Source organism: Variovorax multivorans (assembly GCF_051216835.1).
In the GTDB taxonomy this organism is placed as follows: domain Bacteria; phylum Pseudomonadota; class Gammaproteobacteria; order Burkholderiales; family Burkholderiaceae_C; genus Variovorax.
In genome coordinates, this window is the sequence record NZ_JBPJZL010000010.1 from 145532 (window position 1) to 164763 (window position 19232).

At 66.7% G+C, this 19232-nt stretch carries 18 protein-coding genes; 7 read left to right on the forward strand and 11 right to left on the reverse strand.

Going from position 1 to position 19232, the window contains the following annotated elements; translation table 11 throughout:
- The first annotated feature begins 2 nt into the window (after positions 1-2).
- The gene (locus ACSFCA_RS25470) at positions 3-1031 is read left to right on the forward strand and encodes an Lnb N-terminal periplasmic domain-containing protein (RefSeq protein ID WP_435461457.1); all 1029 of its coding nucleotides are present in this window, start codon (positions 3-5) and stop codon (positions 1029-1031) included.
- Positions 1031-2968, forward strand: coding sequence for an esterase/lipase family protein (locus tag ACSFCA_RS25475; RefSeq protein ID WP_435461458.1), 1938 nt, complete (start codon positions 1031-1033; stop codon positions 2966-2968). Before ACSFCA_RS25470 ends, ACSFCA_RS25475 begins: the two co-directional genes overlap by 1 nt.
- A gap of 6 nt (positions 2969-2974) precedes the next feature.
- Here ACSFCA_RS25475 and ACSFCA_RS25480 read toward each other — a convergent pair whose 3' ends face one another.
- Positions 2975-3769, reverse strand: coding sequence for a tetratricopeptide repeat protein (locus ACSFCA_RS25480; protein WP_435461459.1), 795 nt, complete (start codon positions 3767-3769; stop codon positions 2975-2977).
- Positions 3770-3992: 223 nt separating this feature from the next.
- Here ACSFCA_RS25480 and ACSFCA_RS25485 point away from each other — a divergent pair, with 223 nt between their 5' ends.
- Positions 3993-5648 carry an ankyrin repeat domain-containing protein gene (locus tag ACSFCA_RS25485; protein ID WP_435461460.1) on the forward strand — a complete coding sequence of 552 codons (1656 nt, stop codon included), beginning with the start codon at positions 3993-3995 and terminating at the stop codon, positions 5646-5648.
- A 117-nt stretch (positions 5649-5765) separates the two neighbouring features.
- Here ACSFCA_RS25485 and ACSFCA_RS25490 read toward each other — a convergent pair whose 3' ends face one another.
- The 10 genes from ACSFCA_RS25490 to mgrA all read right to left on the reverse strand — a co-directional run bounded on the left by ACSFCA_RS25490 (position 5766) and on the right by mgrA (position 15431).
- Positions 5766-6773, reverse strand: coding sequence for an LLM class flavin-dependent oxidoreductase (locus tag ACSFCA_RS25490; protein ID WP_435461461.1), 1008 nt, complete (start codon positions 6771-6773; stop codon positions 5766-5768).
- The gene (locus ACSFCA_RS25495; protein ID WP_435461523.1) at positions 6770-7708 is read right to left on the reverse strand and encodes an ABC transporter substrate-binding protein; all 939 of its coding nucleotides are present in this window, start codon (positions 7706-7708) and stop codon (positions 6770-6772) included. Before ACSFCA_RS25495 ends, ACSFCA_RS25490 begins: the two co-directional genes overlap by 4 nt.
- A gap of 8 nt (positions 7709-7716) precedes the next feature.
- Positions 7717-8637 (reverse strand): ABC transporter substrate-binding protein, encoded by a 921-nt coding sequence (locus ACSFCA_RS25500; RefSeq protein ID WP_435461462.1) that lies wholly within the window; start codon positions 8635-8637, stop codon positions 7717-7719.
- A 37-nt stretch (positions 8638-8674) separates the two neighbouring features.
- Positions 8675-10510: an amino acid ABC transporter permease/ATP-binding protein gene (locus ACSFCA_RS25505; RefSeq protein WP_435461463.1), complete on the reverse strand. Its 1836-nt coding sequence runs from the start codon at positions 10508-10510 to the stop codon at positions 8675-8677.
- Positions 10507-11046, reverse strand: coding sequence for a GNAT family N-acetyltransferase (locus ACSFCA_RS25510; protein ID WP_435461464.1), 540 nt, complete (start codon positions 11044-11046; stop codon positions 10507-10509). The genes ACSFCA_RS25505 and ACSFCA_RS25510 overlap by 4 nt, the downstream gene beginning before the upstream one ends.
- Positions 11046-12386 (reverse strand): LLM class flavin-dependent oxidoreductase, encoded by a 1341-nt coding sequence (locus tag ACSFCA_RS25515; protein ID WP_093173764.1) that lies wholly within the window; start codon positions 12384-12386, stop codon positions 11046-11048. The genes ACSFCA_RS25510 and ACSFCA_RS25515 overlap by 1 nt, the downstream gene beginning before the upstream one ends.
- Positions 12387-12435: 49 nt before the next feature.
- Positions 12436-13446, reverse strand: a complete 1011-nt coding sequence (locus tag ACSFCA_RS25520; RefSeq protein ID WP_435461465.1) for an LLM class flavin-dependent oxidoreductase — start codon at positions 13444-13446, stop codon at positions 12436-12438.
- A gap of 101 nt (positions 13447-13547) precedes the next feature.
- A complete protein-coding gene (locus ACSFCA_RS25525) occupies positions 13548-14048 on the reverse strand; it encodes a P-loop nucleotide/nucleoside kinase family protein (RefSeq protein WP_435461466.1) in 501 nt (166 codons plus the stop codon).
- Positions 14049-14086: 38 nt separating this feature from the next.
- Positions 14087-14284, reverse strand: coding sequence for a hypothetical protein (locus tag ACSFCA_RS25530; RefSeq protein WP_143696807.1), 198 nt, complete (start codon positions 14282-14284; stop codon positions 14087-14089).
- A gap of 106 nt (positions 14285-14390) precedes the next feature.
- Complete coding sequence (gene mgrA, locus ACSFCA_RS25535; protein ID WP_435461467.1) at positions 14391-15431, reverse strand: L-glyceraldehyde 3-phosphate reductase; 1041 nt, start codon at positions 15429-15431, stop codon at positions 14391-14393.
- A 214-nt stretch (positions 15432-15645) separates the two neighbouring features.
- Between mgrA and ACSFCA_RS25540 the strand changes: the two genes are divergently transcribed.
- Genes ACSFCA_RS25540 through ACSFCA_RS25555 form a run of 4 tightly spaced genes read left to right on the forward strand, consistent with a single transcriptional unit; the run spans position 15646 to position 19231 of the window.
- Positions 15646-16710, forward strand: a complete 1065-nt coding sequence (locus tag ACSFCA_RS25540; RefSeq protein ID WP_258355000.1) for an ABC transporter substrate-binding protein — start codon at positions 15646-15648, stop codon at positions 16708-16710.
- A gap of 10 nt (positions 16711-16720) precedes the next feature.
- Complete coding sequence (locus tag ACSFCA_RS25545) at positions 16721-17530, forward strand: ABC transporter ATP-binding protein (protein WP_258355001.1); 810 nt, start codon at positions 16721-16723, stop codon at positions 17528-17530.
- Positions 17527-18354 carry an ABC transporter permease gene (locus ACSFCA_RS25550; protein WP_258355002.1) on the forward strand — a complete coding sequence of 276 codons (828 nt, stop codon included), beginning with the start codon at positions 17527-17529 and terminating at the stop codon, positions 18352-18354. The genes ACSFCA_RS25545 and ACSFCA_RS25550 overlap by 4 nt, the downstream gene beginning before the upstream one ends.
- Positions 18347-19231 carry a transporter substrate-binding domain-containing protein gene (locus ACSFCA_RS25555; protein ID WP_435461468.1) on the forward strand — a complete coding sequence of 295 codons (885 nt, stop codon included), beginning with the start codon at positions 18347-18349 and terminating at the stop codon, positions 19229-19231. The genes ACSFCA_RS25550 and ACSFCA_RS25555 overlap by 8 nt, the downstream gene beginning before the upstream one ends.
- Position 19232 lies beyond the last annotated feature (1 nt).

Genomic DNA, 19232 nt, shown 5'->3' on the forward strand with positions numbered 1-19232 from the left:
GAATGTTCCTGCGCTTCCTCGGCCGCTTTGCGGCATCGCTAGTCGTATTGCTGTCTGCGATGTGGGCCTGCATGGCACTTTGGTATCAGTTGCCAGGACCTTCCTTCGTGAAAATCGGCGCTGGCGTGCTGTGGGCAGGCTTCGGCCTTGCCGCCATCGCGCTGCTGTGGCGCGGCAAGGCAGCACGCGCCCTGCTCTCCTACGTGGTCGGCTTCGCATTGCTGATGGGCTGGTGGAGCACCATCCTGCCCTCGCAGAACCGCGTGTGGGCCGACGACGTGTCGCGCCAGCTGCACACCCACGTCGACGGCAGCATCGTGACGATGGACAACGTGCGCAACTTCGAGTGGCGCAGCGACACCGACTACACCCAGCGCTGGGAAACGCGCAGCTACGACCTCGACCGCCTGCGCTCGGTCGACGTGGCGCTCTCGTACTGGAGCGGCCCGGCCATTGCGCACACGCTGGTGTCCTTCGGTTTCGACGACGGACAGTTCGTTACCTTCTCCATCGAAATCCGCAAGGAGCGCGGCGAGAGTTTCTCGTCGGTCGGCGGCTTCTTCAAGCAGTTCGAGACCAGCCTCATCGCGGCCGACGAGCACGACATCATGCGCGTGCGCACCAACGTGCGCGGCGAAGACGTCTACATGTACCGCGTGCGCCTGCCGCAGCAGGAAATGCGCTCGCTGTTCATGGCCTACCTCGGCGAAGGCGCGGCGCTGGTGCGCGCGCCGAGCTACTACAACACGCTTACTGCCAACTGCACCACCATCGTGTACGCCCTGGCCAAGCGCATCGTGCCCGGCCTGCCGATGGACTGGCGGCTGCTGGCCTCGGGCTACCTGCCCGACTACCTCTACGACGTGGGCGGCCTCACGCCCGGCTACAGCATGGAAGCGCTGCGCACGGCGGGCCGCATCACCGACCGCGCCATTGCCACCGACAAGGCGCCGGGCGCGAACTTCTCGCAGGCGATCCGGCAAGGCCTGCCGGGCCTCGAGGACTCCAAGGGACCCAAGGCGAAGCCGTGATGCGCGCGCGCTTTCTTTGCCTTCTGTGCTCCGCTGTACTGCTGGCCGGTTGCGCGGGTGTGAAGGTCGGCTCGATCTCGCCGGCCGAATACCTCGCGCAGCGCCGCGGCGACGTGCTCACCACCGGCGAGCTCAGCACCTCCGCACAGGAAGTGCTGCGCGTGATCGGCTCCGACGCCGATCTGTGCCGCAAGGACGGCCAGGCCTGCCGCAACGCGCTGGCCGACTCGTCGGGCCTCAGCGACGAACAGCGGTTGTCCGCGCTGTCGGAGGTGTGGCTGCAGGTGGCGCTGGCGGCGGACAAAGGCGGCACCGCCGCGCAGCCGGACTCGTCGGCCACCACGGCCATCGAGGCCTGGCTCGAAACCGCACGCCATGCCTACGCCTACCTGTTCTACACCGCCCGCAAGCCGCGCGACCGCGCCTTCGAAGACCGACAGACGCAGGTGCGCGACTACTACAACTACGCGGTGCAGCAGGCCATTACCGGCCTCTTCAAGACCTACCGGCGCACCGGTTCGCCATCGAACCCGGTCCCGGAAGTGCCACAGGTGGGCGACTGGCACATCGAAACCGACGTATCGGCACTGCGCCTGCCCACCAGCGCGCCGCTGCCGGACGAGCTGATTCCCGCCGCATCGCTCACCTTCTCGGGCCTGCGCAACACCTACCGGCGCGACGGCTTCGGCGCGGAGCTGGTGGCGGCAAACGCCAAGCGCACGGATGAGGAGGCAATGTCCGCCCCAGCCGACGGCAAGCGCCCGCCCCGGCCGCCCTACCGCGAAATGCCCTTTCCCGCCGTTACCGCGCTGCTGCTATTCGACGGCGCCAATCTCGACGAGATCCTGCGCACCCACACGCTGCGCATCGCGGCCTACGACCCGTACCGCACCGCCAACGTCCAACTGGCCGGACAGGAGGTGCCGCTGGCCGCCAACTTCACTTCGGGCTACGGCCTGTGGCTCGCGCGCTCCGACTTTGCGCTGCAGGCCTTGCGCAGCCTGTTCGGCGGCCGCGACGGGCTCACACAGCCGCGCATCTACCTGATGCAGCCCTACGACCCGAACCGCCGCACGGTCATCATGCTGCACGGCCTGGCGAGCAGCCCCGAGGCGTGGATCAACGTGGCCAACGAGGTGCTCGGCGACGAGACGCTGCGCCGCCGCTACCAGATCTGGCAGGTGTACTACCCCACCAACGCGCCGCTGCCGATCAACAACTTCGCCATCCGCGAAGCCGTCACGCAAACGCTGGCGCACTTCGACCCCACCGGTAAGGCCGAGGCCTCGAACAACATCACGCTGATCGGACACAGCATGGGCGGCGTGCTGTCGCGGCTGATGGTGTCGTCGTCGGAAGACAAGCTCTGGGAGGCACTGCTGGCCAGCTACCCGATGCAGGGCGCACAGCAGCAGCGCATCGAAGAAAAGCTCGCGCCCTACCTGCGCTTCGAGCCGCTGCCGCAGGTAAGCGACGCGATCTTCATCGCCTCGCCGCACCGCGGCACCGACTTTGCCAACAACCGCGTCTCGCGCTGGGTGGCCAACCTCATCACGCTGCCGGTGGCGATGCTGGGGCAGCTGGGCGACATCTCGCGCGAGCTGATCCGCATCGCGCCCAGCACGCAGGGCCAGGAGCCGCTGCGCATTCCCAACAGCATCGACAACCTGAGCGATCGCGACCCGTTCGTGCGGCTGTCGTCGGGGCTGCCGATGAATTCGCGCGTGCGTTTTCATTCGATCATCGGCAACGACACGCCCGGCGTGGCGCAGGCGCTGTCGAGCGACGGCATCGTGCCGTATGCAAGCTCGCACCTGGACGGCGCGGCATCGGAGCTGGTGATTCCGTCGGCGCACAGCGTGCAGGAGAACCCGCTGGCGATTCTGGAGATTCGGCGGATTCTCAGGGAGCAGCTGCGTTCGCAGCCGCCGCGCTGACCACGGCTATCCCTTCGCCGAACGCTGCACCCGAACACGCTTCAGGAAGTCCTGGAAGAGCGCCTTCTTCTCGGGAAACCGTTCCACTCCTTCCGTGAAAACGGCCTCCGCGGCGGTCAGCTCACCCAGCCGCATGAGGCACTCGCCCTTCGAGAAGAAAGCGGCAGGCCCATCGGGATTCACCTGCAGCGACTGCTCGAAGTCGCCCAGCGCCTCACGGAAATTCCCGAGCTCCATGTACGTGAACGCCCGGTTGTCGATCGCTTCGAAGAACAGCGGAAACAGCTCCACCGCCGCGTCGTATTCGGCGATGCCTTCCTGCTTCCTGCCCTGCTCGCAGAGTTCGTTCCCGCGCAGGTAGTGCGCGTTGGCCTCGTGGACGATCTCCTTGCTGTCCTTGCCTGTCACTTCGAGGTACCGCGGAAAGTCGGTGAGCCTCAGGTACTCGGTAAAGCCGATCAGGTCTTCTTCGGTGGGCGGCCGGTTGCCGATCAGCTCCCAGTCCTCTTCACCGAAGCTGCCTGCGTCGATGGGGGCGTGCCATATCGACACCTGCGCCTGTTTCAGAGAGTCGGCCGTGGGCTTGGCGTCCATCGGCTTGTAGCTCAGGCAGTGGGCGGCCGCTGTTCCATCGGGCCACGGGTCGACCTCGAGTATCCAGACGGCTCGCCAGGCGTGTCCGTCGCGTTGGGTCAGCAGGTCGCCTGGCTTCACCACGAGCCGGCCCTCCACCGGAGAGTCGGGTGTCGAGGTCGAACCACCAAGGCGTGCGGCAAGTCGCTGGATGAATCGGGGCAGCATGGTTTGCGTCGGATATCGGGAAGATGAATGTGCGCGCCACTGTAGCCGCTCGTTGCTTGTCCGTTGACCGGCGCGCACGTCGTGCCCTAACATCCCGCCCGCAGTGCAAGCCGCGCCCGGGCCCGCGGGAAGGGTTGAACCCACTTGCCTTCATTTGCCGATCCACACGCCTTTTGTGCAGCCGGATTTGCGGGTCATCGGCGTCTGATGCACGGAGGTTCAAATGAAGCGCATGCCCGCCCGGCCCGACCTGGGCCACCTGAAGAAGCAAGCCAAGGAGCTGCTTGCTCTCTACCGAAGCAACGACCCCACCGCCACTGCGCGATTCCGCGAAGCCTTGCCGGCCGCTGCCGGCAAGAGCGACCCCGCGATCACGGCCCTTGGCCTGCGCCTGCACGATGCGCAGTCGTGCGTGGCGCGTGAGTACGGCTTCGCGTCCTGGGCCGACCTGCAAGGTTTTGTTCTCGCGCGACGGTCGCAGTCCGAAGATCCGGCAAAGTCCGTTCTCTACTGGCTGCGCCTTGTCTACGCGGGCGACATCGCAGGCGGAACGAACCGCGCGCGGCCATCGGTGGCTCTGCGCCTGCTCGAAGAAAGCCCCGGCTTGCTCGGCGACGATCCCAGCCTAGCCTGTGCGATCGGCAACGAAGCACTGCTGCGCCGCGCCATCGAACAAGACCCGGGCTGGGTGCACCGTGCGGAAGGCCCGCTCGCGCTCCCGTCGCTCATGGCCGTGGCCCATTCCGGCCTGATGCAACTGCCCGAGTTCCGTGAACGCCTGCACACCTGCGCAAAGCTGCTGCTCGATGCGGGTGCCGATCCCGATCAGTCGATCGGCAACCGCTGGCCTCCGTCGTCCATCGATGCGCCCTCAGACACCGAGCGCCTGTCCACGCTCTACGGCGCCGCCGGCCAGAACCGCGACCCCGAACTCACGAAACTGCTGCTGGACGCAGGCGCCGATCCGAACGACGGCGAATCGCTCTATCACTCGCTGGAGAACCCGGCCTGCACGCGGCTGCTGCTGAACGCCGGTGCGCGCATCTCGGGCACGAATGCGCTCTATCGCGTGCTGGACCTCGACGATGTGGAAACGCTGAGGCTGCTGCTCACGCACGGCGGCAATGCGAACGAACCGCCCATGGGTTCTCCCACAAGCGACTGGGGTTCGCTGCTGCTGTGGGCAATCCGGCGGCGCAGGTCGCCCGCGCATATCGAGGCCTTGCTGGCAGCAGGCGCCGATCCTTCAGTCACCACCGGCGATGGCACGAGCACATATACCGTCGCCCTGCGCTTCGGTCTGCCGGAGGTCGCGCGCTTGCTGCAAAAAGCCCGAGGTGGCACCCCGCTTCCAGTGGATGAAGCCTTCGTCGCAGCCTGCGCCCAGGGCGACGAGGCCGCCGCCCGCCGCATCCACGCAGCGCACCCCGGCATCGTCGGCACGCTCTCCGAAACGCAGTTGCGCCAGTTGCCGGAACTCGCAGCGCAGGGATGCAGCGACGCGGTGAAGCTGATGGTCGAACTCGGCTGGCCCATCGCAACTCGCGGCAGCGACTGGGATGCCTCGGCGCTGAACAAGGCCGTGTTTCGCGGCGATGCCGGCCTCGTCCGCTTCCTGCTGGCGCACGGCGCAAGCTGGGAAGAACGGCACGGCTTCGACGACAACGCCTGCGGCGGCCTCTCGTGGGCTTCATGCAACGAACCGCCGGACGGCGAAGGAGACTGGCTCGGCTGCGCCGAAGCACTGGTCGCACACGGCATGCCCACCGCGCGGCCGGACCCCGCGAATGCGGAGAGCGTGCTTATCGGTGGGCAGCGCTACGTGTTCTCGGATGAGGTCACGGACTTCCTGCTCGGTGTGTCCACAGCGCAAGGCTAAAAAAAAGCGGGCCCAAGGGCCCGCCCAAAGCCGTCCATCGAATTGCACAAGAAAACGCAACCCGACTCCGACTCACCTCGAACTCAACTCCTGCTTCCTCTCACTTCCTCCTCCAGATCAAAGCGCCCGCCAACCGAGCTCCGGCGCTATGCGGCCGGACAGGTCGGTCAATATCTGTTCGTAGTCTTCGCTGCTGAAGTTGTAGGGCAGCTCCACGCGCAATTCGCTCACATGCGGCAGCACCGGGTCGCGGCGCAGGCGCTCCAGGAGTTCATCGGACGTGCCTACGAGATCGGTCGCGAACAGCGTGCGGCGCTCACCCTGCGGTGTCAGCGTGCGTTCGACGCGGCCAGCCGCGAACTCTCGGTAGCGCTTGCGCGTGGCGGCATCGGCGCCGTCGAGCGGCACGATCACGCGGCCCAGCGCCACCCTGCCCCTGCCCGCATCCACTTCGCTCGCGCGATAGCGCTCGATCAAGCCCAGCTGTGCCTGCAGAAAGTCGTCGGTGGTCTCGCCGGAGAGCACATTGCCCAGCAGCAGGTTGAACCCGTTGCGCCCCGCCCATTCGACCGAGCGCAGCGAGCCGCCGCCATACCAGAGCCGGTCGATCAGGCCCGGTGCATGGGGCTGCACACGCGGCCGCACACGTCCGCCGGCCGATTCGACAAAAGTCTGGTCGTCCCCAAGCAGTGTGTCTTCCAGATTGGCCTTGAGCCGCCCCACGCGCTTGTGCGTGAAGTCGATGGTGTTCGGCGCCGCGTCGTAGAAGCGGTTGCCAAGCAGTGCTCCATGCTGCGGCGCGCCAGCGCTCAGGCCCACTTGCAGCCTGCCGCGCGACAGCACATCGACCGTGGCCAGGTCTTCGGCGAGACGGAAGGGGTTCTCGTACCCCATCTGGATCACTGCCGCGCCCAGTTCGATGCGGCGCGTGCGCTGCGTCGCGGCGGCCAGGAAGGTCGCGGCCGACGACACACCGCGCTCCAGATGGCGCTGCCGTACCCACGCCCCGTTGAAGCCTTGCTTCTCGCCGAACTCGAAGAGCTTCAGCGCGGCCTCGATGCCCGCGAAAGGGTCGGCCTCGGCGTAGTTGCCCGGCGTGAGGAATGCGAGATGGCGAATGCTCACGGCGCGAACTTCGGCAAGCCTGGCGGGTTGGTCTCCGACTTCGGCAACGCTTCTTCGGCCAGGCTCCAGCGCGCGAGCGCCTTGGCATAGGTGCCGTTGCGGATCAGGTTGTTGGCCGCGGTGGTCAGCGCCGCCGCGAGGCCGCTGCCCTTACGCGTGGCAATGGCCACGTCCGACTTCAGCGGCCAGCCTGCATTGACAGTGCCGACCAGCCGGATCTGCCCGTTCTTCGCCGCCTCGTAGGCCTGCGGCGCATTCGGATTGAAATTGGCATCGACCCGCTTGGTGACCACCGCCAGCGTGCGGGTCACATCGTCGTCGTAGTACTGGATCTCGACGGGCTTCAGGCCCGCAGCAACGTTCTGCCGGTTCCACTCGAGCAGGATGCGCTCCTGGTTGGTGCCGGCGCCGGTCGTCAGCTTCAGGCCCGCAACGTCCTTCGGCTCGCGGATCGACTTGATGGCGCTGTCGGTGCGCACATAAAAGCCGTGCAGGCCGAGGCGATAGGTCGAGAAGTCGAACTTCTCCTTGCGCTGCTCGGTCACGCCCACGTTGGAGATCACGGCGTCGTACTTGCCCGAGCTCAGGCCCAGCGGCCAGTCGGCCCAGGCGATGGGCTGCAGGTCGAGCTTGAGGCCCAGTGCGTCGGCGATGAGCAACGCGAAGTCGGGGTCGAAGCCGACGACGGTCTTCGCGTCGGTGGCGTAGGTCGATATGGGCGGCGCGAACGGTGCGATCGCGACCGTCAGCACGCCCTCCTTCACGAACTTGAAGCCCGGCGGAATCGCATTGATGGCCTCTGCGTCCTTGCCGGTGCGCAGGCGGCCGCGTTGCTCCGGGCTGAAGTCGAACTTGTCGGCAGCATGGGCTGCACCGGCCACAAGCGTGAGCGCGACAAGGCCACGGGCAATCCAGGCGTGCTTGAGAAAAGTCATGGCCATCATCAGTTCTTCGGCAGGCCGGGCGGGTTGGTGCGCGAGGCTGCGATGGCCTCCGACTCCAGGTTCCAGCGCGACAGCGCCTTGGCGTAGTTGCCGTTCTTGATCTGCGTGTTCAGCGCCAGCGTGACGGCATCGGCAAGGCCTGAGCCCTTGCGCGAGGTAACGGCAATCTCGGCGGTCTGCGGCCAGCCGCCCGAGAACACGCCCGCAAGCTTCGTCTTGCCGTCGCGCGCCTCGTAGGCAGCGATGGCGTTCGGGCCCACGTAGGCATCGGCGCGGCCCGACTGGATGGCCAGGCGCTGCACCACATCGTCGTCGTAGTACTGGATCTCCACCGGCTTCAGCCCGGCCGCCACGTTCTGCTTGTTCCAGCGCAGCAGAATCTGCTCCTGGTTGGTGCTGGCGGAAACGATCACCTTCAGGCCCGCGATGTCCTTCGGCTCCTTGATCGCGCCGAGCTTGCTGTCCGACTTCACGTAGATGCCGATCTGGTCGTTGCGGTAGGTGGAGAAATCGAACTTCTCCTTGCGCTCTTCCGTCACGGTCACGTTGGACACCACCACGTCGAACTTGCCCGACTGCAGGCCCAGCGGCCAGTCGGCCCAGGCGGTGGACACCAGCTCCAGCTTGCGGCCGAGGCTGTCGGCCACCAGCTGCGCTATGTCGGGGGCGTTGCCCACCGGCGTCTTGGTGTCGGTCGCATAGGCGGCGAACGGCAGGCGGCCGGTGGTCGTGCCGACGACGAGCACGCCTTCCTTCTGGAACTTGAAGTCCTTCGCGAGCTTGATGGCCTCGTCGATCTTCTGCGCGCGCGGGCGGCCGGGCTGCTCGGGGCTCAGGTCGGGTGCCGGCTGGGCCGATGCGGCCAACGGCACCAGCAGTGCGGCCAGAAGAACGGACAGGATGTTTCGTCGATGGGTCATGAAGGGCAATGCAGCAAGAAAGAGAGGAAAGGAAAAGTCAAAGAACCTTGGCCAGGAACTCGGCCGTGCGCGGATGCTCCGGCGCGTTGAACACCTTGTCGGGCGAGCCGGTTTCGAGAATGCGGCCGCGCTCCATGAAGACGATGGTGTCGGCCACCTCGCGCGCAAAGCCGATCTCGTGCGTGACGATGACCAGCGTGGTGCCCGAGCGCGCCAGCTCCTTGATGACGGCCAGTACCTCGCCGACCAGTTCGGGGTCGAGCGCCGAAGTGGGCTCGTCGAACAGCAGCACCTTCGGCCTGAGCGCCAGCGCGCGGGCAATCGCCACGCGCTGCTGCTGGCCGCCGGAGAGCTGCCTCGGATAGGCGTGCGTCTTGTCGCTCAGGCCCACGCGCACCAGCAGTTCGGAGGCCAGCGCCTCGGCCTCCGCACGCGGCAGGCCGCGCACCGACACCGGCGCCTCGACGATGTTCTCCAGCACCGTGAGGTGCGGGAACAGGTTGAAGTTCTGGAACACCATGCCCACGTCGACGCGGCGCTTGAGAATCTCCTTCTCGTGCAGCTCGTAGAGCGTGTCTTCGTCGCGGCGGTAGCCGATGAGCTCGCCGTCGATGGCAATGAAGCCGTCGTCCACGCGCTCCAGGTGGTTGATGGCGCGCAGCAGCGTCGACTTGCCCGAGCCCGACTGGCCGAGGATGACCGTCACGCTGCCCTGCCCCACGGTCAGCGTCACGTCGTCGAGCACCTTGAGCGCGCCGAAGCTCTTCGACACGCCGTGGATAGTGACCTCGCCACCCTGCGTGAGCGGATCGGTCCAGCGCGGCACCTGCGCAGGGGCATCGGCGACAGATGCTTCCTCGGCGACAGGCAGCGCTGCAGGCACCTTCGCCCGCCACAGCCCGCGCACCACGCCGCCAAGCCACGAACTCGGCGGATTGCGCAGCGCTCCGCGCGAGAAATGCCGCTCCACGTAGTGCTGCACCACCGACAGCACCGTGAGGATGATGAGATACCACACCGTCGCCACCATCAGCAGCGGAATCACTTCCAGGTTGCGCCGGTAAATGATCTGGATCGTGTAGAACAGCTCGGGCAGGGCCAGGATGTAGAGGTTCGACGTGCCCTTGGCCAGTCCGATGATGTCGTTGAACGCCGTGGGCAGAATGGTTCGCATGGCCTGCGGCAGCACGATGCGAAAAGACTGCCGCGTGCGCGACAGCCCCAGCGCCGCCGCCGCTTCGAGCTGCCCCTGCTCCACCGACAGGATGCCGCCGCGCACGATCTCCGAGGCAAAGGCCGCCTGGTTCAGCGTGAGACCCAGCAGCGCGGCCACGAAGGGGCTGATGAGCTGCGTTGTCGGGTACGAGAAGAAGGTGACGTCGGTGCCCGGAATGCCCAGCGTCACCGTCTCGTAGAGGTAGCCCAGGTTGTTGATGATCAGCAGCAGCACGATCACCGGAATCGAACGGAAGATCCAGGTGAACACCCAAGCCAGCCGCGCCAGCAGCGGCGAGCGGGACACCCGGGCCAGCGCCAGGGCGGTGCCGAAGAAGAAGCCCAACAGCGCGCCCAGCGCCGTCAGCAGCAGCGTGCGGCCCAGGCCTTGCACCACAGGCTCGGCGAAGAACCATTCTGCGAACACGCCCCATCCCCAGCGCGGGTTGGTCAGCGTCGAGTGCAGCACGATGCCGATGACGAGTACTGCGAAGATGGTGCCGGCCGTGCGCGCGGGGTATCTGGCCGGCACGACCCGAAAGTGCGAGTAGTCGCCCTTCGCGGGCACTGGTGCAGGTGCTGGGCGCTGCGGTTGCGGCGCGCGAACCGGTACGGGGCTTCGCGGCTCGGTGCCGACATCGAGAACGGTCGTATTCATCGCTGCACCGCCCCGGCCTGTTGCTCGGCAAGGCGACCGTGATGGCGCCCCGTGTCCAGGTACTTCTCGAACGGCAGCTTGCGCGGCGTCTCCGGGTCGACAGGCGGATCGAACAGCGCCGTGTAGCCATGGCCGAGATACAGGCCCACGGCTTCAGGCTGGCGAAAGCCGGTTGTCAGGTAGATGCGCTCATAGCCCTGCCGCAGCACCTGAGCCTCCAGTTCAGCGAGCACCTTGCTGGCCAGGCCCTGCCGCCGCAGGTCGCTGTGCGTCCACACCCGCTTGAGTTCCGCCGTACGCTCGTCGTGGCGCATGAACGCACCGCCACCGATGGCAACGCCGTCGCGCAGCAGCAGCACGAAGTTGCCGCCGTGCGATGGCCCGAACACCTCGGGCGGATAGCGGTCCATCTCGCGCGGTGCACCCGGCTCGCGCAGCACGTCGCCGTAGCGGCTGTCGTACTCGAAGGCCAGGCCTTCGATAAGCGGCTTCGCGCGCGGGTCGAGCGGCGTGGTGTAGAGGAACTGTTCGCTCATCAGGCAGCCTTCTGCACTGCGGGCGCAACTTCCTGCGCTGCATAGCGGCTCGCCTTGCGCGGCAGGCCCAGGTGGTCGCGCAGGGTGTGGCCGGGCAGTTCGCGCTGGTAGCGTCCACGTGCCTCCAGCACCGGAATCACGAACTCGATGAAGTCGTCGAGGCCCTGCCCCAGCACCGGAAAGCCGAGGATGAAACCATCGGCCGCGCCCTCGTCCACCCAGCGGATGATCTCGTCGGCGATGCGCTCGCCGGTGCCCACGAACTGCGTGCGCGGCGTGGCTACTTCGAGCGCCACTTCGCGCAGGGTCTGGCCCTTGGCCTTCGCATTGGCCTTGATGCGGTCGGTGGTCGAGCGAAAGCTGTTGCGGCCGATCTCGCCCAGCTCAGGGAACGGCGCGTCCAGCGGGTACTGGCTGAAGTCGTGGTGGTCGAAGAAGCGGCCGAGGTAGGCCAGCGCCTCTTCCACCGTCAGCAGCTCGCGAATGGCGCGGTACTTGGCTTCGGCCTCCGCCTCGGTGGCCGCGACCACCGGGCCGATGCCGGGGAAGATCTTCACGTCGTCGGCCTGCCGGCCCTGCGCGACGGCGCTGGCCTTCACCTGCCGCAGGAAGCTGCGCGTGTCCTCCAGCGAGGGCGAATGAGTGAACACCGCGTCTGCATACTTGCCGGCGAGCCCGATGCCCGCGTCCGACGAGCCCGCCTGGAAGATCACCGGCTGCCCCTGCGGCGACCGCTGGATGTTCAGCGGGCCCGACACCTGGAAGAAGCGCCCCTTGTGGTCCAGCGTGTGCAGCTTCTCGCGGTCGAAGAACTGGCCGCTCTCGCGGTTGCGCACGAAGGCGTCGTCGTCCCAGCTGTCCCACAGGCCCTGCGTCACGGCCAGGTACTCGTCGGCGATCTCGTAGCGCAGCGCGTGCTCGGGGTGCGCGCGGCTGTAGTTCTTTGCGCTGCCTTCGAGCGGCGTGGTCACCACGTTCCAGCCCGCGCGGCCGCCGCTGATCAAATCGAGCGAGCCGAACTGGCGTGCCACCGTGAACGGGTCGCTGTACGAACTGGAGACGGTGCCTGCGAGGCCGATCTTCGAGGTCACGGTCGCGAGCGCCGAGAGGATCGAAATCGGCTCGAAGCGGTTGAGAAAGTGCGGAATCGACTTCTCGTTGATGTAGAGCCCGTCCGCCACGAACGCGAAGGCGATGCCTGCCGCTTCGGCCTTCTGCGCGGTGCGCACGAAGAAGTCGAGGTTCACGCTGGCATCGGCCGGCCCGCCCGGATGCTTCCAGGAATTCATGTGGCTGCCGGCTCCCTGCAGCATGACGCCGAACTTGATGTTGTTGCTCATGACGATCGCTCTCTTCTTTCTTGTCTCTTCTGGAATGGAAAGGGAAGGCTCAGGCCGGCACTGCTGCCGGTTCACGCGCCCTGGCGAGCAGCTCGACGGATGCGTGGCGCTCCGCGAAGCCGGCCACCGGGATGTCGATGACGAACTCCTCGATGCCATAGCGCTCGCTCAGTGCGTCGAGCGCATCGCGCACCTCTTCACCGGTGCCTGCGACCACATGAGGGCGGCGCTCTTCAGTGCGGTAGTCGCTCACGCCGGCTTGCCGTGCAAACTCGGCGGCGGCTTCGAGGCTCGGCAGGTTGACGCTCTGGCCGGTAGGCAGGTGCACACGAAAGCTTCGCAGCGCGCCAACAAGCTCCGCGGCTTTCTCGTGCGTCTCTGCCGCGAATGCAAAGAGCGCGAGCATCGGTGTGCGCCCCGACTCCGCGCGATAGGCCTCGAGCGATTGCGCGAGATTCACCGGGTCGCCGTTGAAGTGCCCCGCATAGACGAACTGCCAGCCGAGGCGCGCTGCAAGCACCGCGCTCTCAGGGCTGCCACCGAGCAGCACGCGCTGCGGCAGCTGTGGCGGGTTGGGCGTGGCGACCACACCGGCCAGCGCATGGCCGGAGGCGATGCCGTCGTGCAGGAATGCATCGAGCTCGGCGAGACGCACGCCGAAGTCTTCGCTCTTCTTCACAGGATCGTGCAGCCACTGCAGCGCCTTGCTCGTCAGCGGCAGGCCGCCCGGCGCCTTGCCTATGCCCAGGTCCACGCGACCCGGCGCCAGCGAGGCCAGCACGCGAAACGTCTCGGCCACCTTGAACGGGCTGTAGTGCTGCAGCATGACGCCGCCCGTGCCCACGCGGATGCGCGAAGTCTTCGCAAGCACATGCGCGGCCAGCACTTCGGGTGCCGAGCCTGCGTAGTTCTTGTTGCCGTGATGCTCTGCGAGCCAGTAGCGGCGGTAGCCCAGCCGCTCAGCGCTCTGTGCGAGCGAGATGGTGTGCTGGAACGCCTGTGCGGCGTCGGCGCCTTCGGGAATCAGGCTCTTGTCGAGCAGGGACAGCGAATAAGACACGGTGTGAGGCGGGAAGCGCCCTTGAAAGAATTGCTTCAAATTCTCTTGGGCATCGCGCGCACCGGTTGCGCCGAATTTCTATATCGATATCTGCTGAGTGCTCAGTCGCGCGTGTGAGAAAGAATTACCTCGGCAGCCTCTCGCGCGCTGACGGACGCAGTGTCGATGACGAGACGTTGCGTGGTCCACGGTTCGTAGTCGCGCTGCTGCACGGCCGCCCATGTCGGTGGCACGAGGCCCGGCACATCGATGCTTCGCTGCTCGACGCGGCGCCGATGCTCGGGGATGTCCGAACACACGATCTCGACCTCGACGATGCGCGACGAGGCGTCCGCCGCAACAGCCCGCCATGCCTCGCGCGTAACTGGCAATGGATTGACGCAGTCAGCCACGACCGTCAGCCCGAGCGAAAGATTGGAGCGGGCCAGCTCGTAGGCCACAACGTAGCCGGCCGGGCCGACCTCGCCGGCCAGCGCATCAGTCGACCGCAGTGCCTGCTCGATGGTGTCGATGCGCAGGTACACGCAAGGCACGAGCGCGGCTATCTCGCGTGCGATGGTGGTCTTGCCGCTGCCGGGCAAGCCACCCAGAACGATCAGCATCTTTCTTCGTCTCCAGGTTCAGGGCCCTGGTGCGGAGTTCACCACGAATGGGGCAGCAAGGCCAGAGCGGCCGCAGCATGCAACCGCCGCAGCGCCCTTGCCGGCACATAGCCATGCGGCGCACGCCGCGCCACTTCGTGTGCCGAGCCTGGCGGAATGCGCCAGGCCTTGGTTGTCAGGGCGAGAACATGGCGGGCCTGGGCCGCCGGGGAAACGTAGTGGGTGCGCAGTGGCATGGCAACGGTCGAAAGAAAACTTCGGCCGATTCTGCGCAGTGCCACTGCTTTTCCAAAGACGGATTCCAAGTTACCTGATGCGGTTCGCGAATCGCGATCCCGGGCCTCAGGCGAAATCGGTCGATGGCTTCTCCCAGAGATTGACGCCGCCTTCCACCGCGTACTTGTCGATCTCCGCCAGTTCCTCCGTGCTCAAGGGCGCATGCGACAGCGCCGCGACGTTGTCGACGATCTGCTCGGGCTGGCTCGCACCGATCAGCGCGGAGCTGACGCGCGGGTCGCGCAGTGTCCACGTCAGCGCGAGTTGGGCCAGCGTCTGGCCGCGGCGCTTGGCGATCTCGTTGAGCGCGCGGGCACGCTCCACATTGGCTTCGGACAGGTGCTCCTGCTTGAGCGAGCCGCCGCCGGGCCGGTTGATGCGTGCATCGGCCGGAATGCCCTTCAGATACTTGTCGGTCAGCAGGCCCTGCGCGAGCGGCGTGAACGCGATGATGCCCGCGCCCAGTTCATCGGTCGCGTTCAGCAGGTCTTTCTCGATCCAGCGGTTGAACAGGTTGTAGGCCGGCTGATGGATCAGGAGCGGCACCTTCCACTCGCGCAGCAGCGCGGCAATCTCGCGCGTCTTGCCGGCCGAGTAAGACGAAATGCCGATGTACAGCGCCTTGCCCTGCTGCACGGCCTGGGCCAGCGCGGAGGCGGTTTCTTCCAGCGGCGTGTGCGGGTCGAAGCGGTGCGAATAGAAGATGTCGACGTAGTCCACGCCCAGCCGCTGCAGGCTCTGGTCGAGGCTCGCGAGCACGTATTTGCGCGAACCGCCGCCCTGCCCGTACGGGCCCGGCCACATGTCCCAGCCGGCCTTGCTCGAGATGATGAGTTCGTCGCGGTACGGCTTGAAGTCTTCGCGCAGCAGCCGGCCGAAGTTGGTCTCGGCGCTGCCGTACGGCGGGCCGTAGTTGTTGGCCAGGTCGAAGTGGTTGATGCCCAGGTCGAAGGCCGTGCGCAGCAATTGGCGCTGCGTGGCGATGGAGGTGGTGTCCCCGAAGTTGTGCCAGAGCCCGAGCGAGATGGCGGGCAGCACGAGCCCGCTGCGCCCGACGCGACGGTAAGGAATGGCGTCGTAGCGCTTGGAGTCGGCGTGGTAGGTCATGGGTGTGTCTTGTCTTGACGATGGGTGGAGGAATAAAGAGAGCCGTCGAGGATGCCCCCGCAGGCACAGCGCGGCAAGCATTTCCACGCCGCTGTCGCGCTTATCCGTCGCCGCATATGCATAGGCGGTTTTCTTCGTTGGCGCGGCGCGGGGCGCTTTCTAGCATCGGCGCTCCGCCAACTTCCAGACCGCTCCGCTAACGGAGCGCGCCGCCATGCCCATCGAGACGCCCTCCCACCCTTCGCGCCGCCTTGCGCTCAAGACTTTCGCCTCGCTGACTGCGGCCGGCGGCCTCGGTGGCCTCTTGCTGGCGGGCTGCTCGCGCGAAGAAGGCAAGACCGCATCGGCCGGCGGCGCTCCGGCCGTGGTGAAGAAGACCGGCGAGAAGGTTGCCTTCAAGTATCCGAACAACCCCTCGTTCGACCTGATCTACCTGGCCGACGAGCTCGGCTACTTCGAGGGCACGAACACGCGCCCCGAGTACGTCGGCAAGATCGCCGCGCCGCAGATCATTCCGCTGGTGGGCACGGGCGAGATCGACTTCGGCAGCCGCATGGTGCCGCTGGTGATCTCGGCCATTGCCTCGGGCGCCGACCTCAAGGTCGTGGCTGCGGGCGGCAAGACGCTGCAGGAAGCGCCGCACATGAAGTACTTCGTTCGCAAGGACTCGGGCATCCGCGAACCGAAGGACCTCGAAGGCAAGACCATCGGCTTCAACAGCTTCGGCGCCTGCGCCGAGTTCGTCACCAAGAAGTACCTGCGCCAACACGGCGTGGACGTGAACAAGATCAACTTCGTCGTCATTCCCGACGAGCAGGCCGAGCAGACGCTGGTAACGCGCAACACCGACCTGGCGATCATCCACGCGCCCTTCTCTGGTCGCGCCGACAACGCCGACCAGCTTGTGCGGCTGTGGAGCGACTTCGACCTCGACGGCGGCCTCGGCGGCATGGCGCCGTACAGCGCCCACGGCCAGTTCATCCGCCAGCACCCCGAGGCGGTGCGCGACGTGGTCGTTGCGCTAGCCAAGGCCGGCAACTGGGTCAACGCCAACACCGAGGAAGCCCGCAAGCTGGTGGCCAAGCGCATCAACATGGACCTGAAGAATGTCGACCGCTATGCCTACGTCGACGACCTGGTGGTGACCGAGCCGCCGATCCAGTACTACATCGACATCCTGCAGTCCGAAGGCAAGCTCGCCGCCGGCAAGGTGGCAGTGAAGGACGTGTATACGAACGAATTCAACCCCTTCGCCAGCAAGATCGCCACGAAGGCCTGAGCGCGCGCCGATGACCATCAAGATCTCTGCCCGCGACGTGCGGATGGACTACGCAGCCCGCGGCGCGAGCGAGCGCGTGCGTGTGCTCGAAGGCTTCGACCTCGACGTGCGCGAGGGTGAATTCCTCTCGGTGCTCGGCCCGTCGGGCTGCGGCAAGTCGACCTTTCTCGGCATCCTGGCCGGGCTGACCGAACGCACTGGCGGGCGCATTGCCATCAACGGCCAGCCGCTCGCGGGCATCAATCGCAACCAGGGGGTGGTGTTCCAGGGCTATGCGCTGTTTCCTTGGCTCTCGGTGCTCGACAACATCGCGGTCGGGCTCGAGATACGCGGCGTCGGCAAGGCCGAACGTCGCCGCACCGCGCACGAATACCTCGAACTGGTGGGCCTGCATGGCTTTGCGGATCGCTACCCGCACGAGATCTCGGGTGGCATGAAGCAGCGCGTGGCCATTGCGCGTTCGCTCGCCTACAAGCCCGACGTGCTGCTGATGGACGAGCCCTTCGCCGCGCTCGATGCGCAGACGCGCGAGATTCTCCAGGGCGAGCTGCTGCGCATCTGGGAGCAGTACCGCAAGACCATCGTGTTCATCACGCACAGCCTGGAAGAAGCGGTGTACCTGTCGGACCGCGTGGCGGTGATGACGCAGCGGCCCGGCCGCATCAAGGACATCATCGACATTCCGCTCGCGCGCCCGCGTTCGGCGGAGCTTCGTCACTCGGCCGAGTTCGCCGCGCTGCGGCAACGTGCGTGGGAAGTACTGAAGGACGAAGTGCAGATCGGCCTGCGGCCCAAGTCGCTCGAAGGGGGCGTGTCATGAGTGCCGTGCTCGACGCTCCAGTGGTTCGTTCGCCCAGCCGACTCTTCAAGTTCGCTCGCGGCCTCGGCCGGGTGGCCGAACGCGGCATCGGCATCGTGATCTTCCTGGCGCTGTGGGAGGCCCTGCCGCGCCTTGGCATCGTGAGCGATGCCTACCTGAGCCCGCCTTCCGCCGTGATCGCGAGCATCGCCCAGCTCGTCGACACCGGCCAGCTCTGGAAGCACATGGCCGCCAGCCTGCAGCGCTCGCTGTGGGGGCTGGTGCTCGCGAGCTTCTTTGGCGTGGTGCTGGGCCTGCTGATCGGTAGTTCAAAGCGGCTGGCGGCCATCGTCGATCCGGTGCTGCAGCTTTTTCGCCAGACTTCGGCCTTCGCGCTGTTTCCGGTGTTCATCCTGTTCCTGGGCATCGGCGAGCTGTCGAAGGTGGCGATCATCTTCTGGGCTTCGTTCTGGCCCGTGCTGCTGAGCACGGTGAGCGGCGTGAAGCAGGTCGACCGGCTGCTCGTGAACTCGGCGCTGTCGATGGGCGCGTCGCAGCGCTTCATCTTCTTCAAGGTGGTGCTGCCGGCCTCGCTGCCGTCGATCTTCACCGGCGTGCGGCTGGCGGGGGCGTACAGCATCACCGCGCTGGTGGCGGCCGAGATGATCGGCGCGCATTCAGGGCTGGGCTTTCTCACGCTGAATTCGCAGGAGACCTTCCAGATACCGACCATGTATGCGGGCATCCTGCTGCTGGCGGTGCTGGGGCTGGTGCTCAACTACCTGCTTGCGCTGCTGGAGCGGCGGTTGCTGCGTTGGCGGCGGGGGTTGAGTCTCGATGAGTAACGCTGCTTCCTCGTCGGCTTCGCGCTCTCGTCGGCTCGCGCTGGCCGGCGCCTCGCTCGTTGCGGCGGCTGCGCTGGCGGGTCTGGGCGCATCCTGGGCTTCGGGCACTCGGTTGAGCGAGTTGCCCAAAGGGCCGGTACTGGCCAGGGCCATCGAGCGCGGCACGCTGGTCGTTGGCGTGCGCCGCTATCCGCGCCCCGCCCCTCCTGAAGCGCCCACGCCGCCGGAGCCCGATGGCTTCGACGCCACGCTGGCGCGCGAGCTGGCCCGCTCGTTGGGCGTGACGCTGGAACTGGTAGGGCTGGACGCTGCCGCGCAGGACGCGGCACTACGCGATGGCCGTGTCGACCTGCTTATCGCTGGAGTGCCGTCCGCCACCGCGCCGAAAGGCATCGACGCGGCCCCTGGCAGCTACGACACAGGCAGTGGCCTGGTGGTCGCGCTACGCAAAGGCCGTGTGCAGGATGCGGAGGCGCTGCGCGGCGCGCCGGTCTGCGTGGGCGAAGGCTCGGGCTACGCCGGTGCGGTGTCGCTGCGCTACGGGGCGCAGCCGCGCAGCTACCCGTCTTCCGTGCATGCCGTGTCGGCCTTCATGGCGGGCGAATGCGCCGCACTGGCCGAAGACGCCGAAGTGCTGGAACGCCTGTTGAAGAACGACGAATGGCGCTTCTACAAGCCACTGGCAAGCGGCCTGCGCCCGCCGTCGGACGCCGCCATCCGCCTACCGCAAGGCGACGCCACCTCGCGCGACTACCTGGCCGCCGCGCTGCGCCAATGGCGCGCGGACGGCACGCTGGCACAGGCACGCGGTGCGCGTGCTGGCAACCTGCAGTTCGAGATCACGCTGCTCAAGGACGGGTTCGTCTGTCATTCCTGAG

Excerpts from the sequence above, each read along its gene's own strand:
- ACSFCA_RS25540 (WP_258355000.1), top strand. The coding sequence starts at position 15,646 with ATGCCCATCGAGACGCCCTCCCACCCTTCGCGCCGCCTTGCGCTCAAG.
- ACSFCA_RS25515 (WP_093173764.1), bottom strand. The coding sequence starts at position 12,386 with ATGAGCAACAACATCAAGTTCGGCGTCATGCTGCAGGGAGCCGGCAGC.
- ACSFCA_RS25470 (WP_435461457.1), top strand. The coding sequence starts at position 3 with ATGTTCCTGCGCTTCCTCGGCCGCTTTGCGGCATCGCTAGTCGTATTG.
- ACSFCA_RS25505 (WP_435461463.1), bottom strand. The coding sequence starts at position 10,510 with ATGAATACGACCGTTCTCGATGTCGGCACCGAGCCGCGAAGCCCCGTA.
- ACSFCA_RS25480 (WP_435461459.1), bottom strand. The coding sequence starts at position 3,769 with ATGCTGCCCCGATTCATCCAGCGACTTGCCGCACGCCTTGGTGGTTCG.
- ACSFCA_RS25510 (WP_435461464.1), bottom strand. The coding sequence starts at position 11,046 with ATGAGCGAACAGTTCCTCTACACCACGCCGCTCGACCCGCGCGCGAAG.
- ACSFCA_RS25495 (WP_435461523.1), bottom strand. The coding sequence starts at position 7,708 with ATGACTTTTCTCAAGCACGCCTGGATTGCCCGTGGCCTTGTCGCGCTC.
- ACSFCA_RS25550 (WP_258355002.1), top strand. The coding sequence starts at position 17,527 with ATGAGTGCCGTGCTCGACGCTCCAGTGGTTCGTTCGCCCAGCCGACTC.
- mgrA (WP_435461467.1), bottom strand. The coding sequence starts at position 15,431 with ATGACCTACCACGCCGACTCCAAGCGCTACGACGCCATTCCTTACCGT.
- ACSFCA_RS25525 (WP_435461466.1), bottom strand. The coding sequence starts at position 14,048 with ATGCTGATCGTTCTGGGTGGCTTGCCCGGCAGCGGCAAGACCACCATC.
- ACSFCA_RS25555 (WP_435461468.1), top strand. The coding sequence starts at position 18,347 with ATGAGTAACGCTGCTTCCTCGTCGGCTTCGCGCTCTCGTCGGCTCGCG.
- ACSFCA_RS25475 (WP_435461458.1), top strand. The coding sequence starts at position 1,031 with ATGCGCGCGCGCTTTCTTTGCCTTCTGTGCTCCGCTGTACTGCTGGCC.
- ACSFCA_RS25500 (WP_435461462.1), bottom strand. The coding sequence starts at position 8,637 with ATGACCCATCGACGAAACATCCTGTCCGTTCTTCTGGCCGCACTGCTG.
- ACSFCA_RS25545 (WP_258355001.1), top strand. The coding sequence starts at position 16,721 with ATGACCATCAAGATCTCTGCCCGCGACGTGCGGATGGACTACGCAGCC.
- ACSFCA_RS25530 (WP_143696807.1), bottom strand. The coding sequence starts at position 14,284 with ATGCCACTGCGCACCCACTACGTTTCCCCGGCGGCCCAGGCCCGCCAT.
- ACSFCA_RS25485 (WP_435461460.1), top strand. The coding sequence starts at position 3,993 with ATGAAGCGCATGCCCGCCCGGCCCGACCTGGGCCACCTGAAGAAGCAA.